The 2204-nt window shown below is 76.1% G+C and carries 2 protein-coding genes; one reads left to right on the forward strand and one right to left on the reverse strand.

The window, feature by feature from the left end; all coding sequences use genetic code 11:
* The coding region (yidD, locus tag QOL99_RS16575) for a membrane protein insertion efficiency factor YidD (RefSeq protein WP_285525438.1) at positions 1–193 on the reverse strand (193 nt) is incomplete at its 3' end.
* Between the two features lie 1194 nt (positions 194–1387).
* Between yidD and QOL99_RS16580 the strand changes: the two genes are divergently transcribed.
* Positions 1388–2204 (forward strand): FAD-dependent oxidoreductase (locus QOL99_RS16580; RefSeq protein ID WP_285525440.1); only part of this gene is annotated, 817 nt, incomplete at its 3' end.

Below are 2204 nucleotides of genomic sequence, written 5' to 3' on the forward strand. Positions count from 1 at the left end.
ACGCGCCGAAGCGGGCGGCGATGCGGGCGCGGCCCCGCCGCAGTCCATCTTCCCGGACGATGCGGGCCACCGCCGCCGAGCACGATTCGCCGCCGTGCAGGGCGGCGTGGGCGCAGTGGAAGCCCTTGCGCGGCGAGAGCTGCCGCTGGTAGAGGCGGATGCCGGAGAGAGCCAGGCGGTCGAGTCGGGTCATGGGGGGAGGGTAGGAGGCGGGGGAAGGGGATACCCCCGAGTCGCCTGAAGACAGCTCAATCCTTGAGGAGCCAGAGGTTCGCCGGGCGGAAGCCCGCCCCCTCCAGCACCGCTCGGCGCTGCGGCCACCCGGCGGGACAGATCGCCTGCACGGTGCGGACCCCCCGCGCGGCGAGGGCCTGGTGGGCAGCCTCCAGCAGCGGCCGGAAAGTCGCCCAGGCGTCCGCCGCGAGGTCGTCCAGCGTCCCGATCCGGGCCGCGTCGTGCGCCGGGGGAAGGCCGGTGGGCTGCGGTACCACGAAGCCGTCCACCCCCCGCGGTCCCCCGTGAACCAGCACCTCCCGGTCGGGCAGGGTCAGCGAGTGACGCATCCAGGCCTCGAAGCGGGCCGGGGCCTCGGGGTGGGGGGTCCAGAAGCGGGGGCTGGCGCGGCGTTTGCCCTCCTGCGCGGCGGCGTTCAGGCGCACCAGGGCGGGCAGGTCGGCCTCGGTCGCGGGGCGCACGGCTGCGGGCCGGGTCGCCTGGGGGTCCACCGGGCGGGTCATCCAGAGCGTGAGGGGCCGGTAGCCCCGCGCCGCGAGGTGGCCCAGCCGCTCGGAGGCGCGGGCGGGGCAGGCGGCATTGAGAACCGCCGCGCCGCCCTCCCGCACAAAAGCCTCGGCCTCGTCCAGCAGCGGCCCCATAACCTCCGGGGTGCGGGCGTACAGGTCGNGCCGCTCGGAGGCGCGGGCGGGGCAGGCGGCATTGAGAACCGCCGCGCCGCCCTCCCGCACAAAAGCCTCGGCCTCGTCCAGCAGCGGCCCCATAACCTCCGGGGTGCGGGCGTACAGGTCGTCCCCGATCAGCCCCGCGAGCAGGCTCCGGTAGACGGGCGGGGCCGGGAAGAGGCCCGCCGACACGGCGCCCACCGCCTCCCCATTCCGCTCGGCCAGGAACCACGCGAAGCGTTCCGGCTGCGCCAGGTCGCGCTCCAGCCGCGCCTGCACCCGCGCTTCCGCCTGGGGGTGCGGCGGCCAGAGGTCCGGTTCCAGCGCCGTCCGCTCCCGAGCCGCGGCCAGCAGCAGGGGCCGCAGGCGGCCCACGTCCCCCGCGCCCGCCCGCCGACGTGTGATGGTGTTCACGGGAGACAGCGTATCCCCCAGGCCCGCAGCATCCCTTACAGCCCGGTCCGCTTCGCCGGACCAGAATGCCCGCCATGTCGCCGGGGCCGCAGGACGTGTGCATCGTGGGGGGAGGCCCGGCGGGCCTGATCCTGGCGCTGCTGCTGGCCCGGCAGGGAATCGGGGTGACGGTGCTGGAGGCGGCGGGCGACTTCCAGCGCCAGTTCCGGGGCGACACCCTGCACCCGGCGATCATGGAACTGCTGGGCGAGCTGGGGCTGGCCGCGCCCGTCCTGGGGCTGCCGCACACGCGGGCGCACCGGGCACGGCTGGTCCGGGCGGAGGGGACGCAGGTGATCGCGGACTTCTCGCGGCTCCGGACGCCCTACCCGTACCTCACGGTGATGGCGCAGTCGCGTTTCCTGACCTTCCTCGCCGCCGAGCTGGGGCGCTATGGGCACGCGCGGGTGGTCATGGGGGCGCGGGCCGAGGGGCTGCTGGAGGAGGGCGGCGAGGTCCGGGGCGTGCGCTACCGCCGGGCCGGGGCGCTGCACGACCTCCCCGCCGCGCTGACGGTGGGGGCGGACGGCCGGTTTTCCAAGGTACGCGACCTCGCCGGGCTGGAGTTGCGGCGGCTCTCGCCGGGGCAGGACGTGCTGTGGTTCTCGCTGCCCCGGCACGCGGGCGATCCCGGCGGCAGCATCGACCTGCACCTGCGCGGCGGGCACTGCATCGTGACGACCGACCACGGCGAGCGCTGGCAGGTGGGCTACTCCATCCGCAAGGGAGGCTACGCCGAGGCGCGGGCGGCGGGCGTGGGGCCTATCCGCGAGGCGGTGGCCGCCACGGTGCCCTGGCTGGCCGGGCGGGTGCCCCTGCTGACCGGGTGGCGCGACCTGCACCTCCTCGCCG

It is taken from the genome of Deinococcus rhizophilus (assembly GCF_030271215.1).
Taxonomy (GTDB): domain Bacteria; phylum Deinococcota; class Deinococci; order Deinococcales; family Deinococcaceae; genus Deinococcus; species Deinococcus rhizophilus.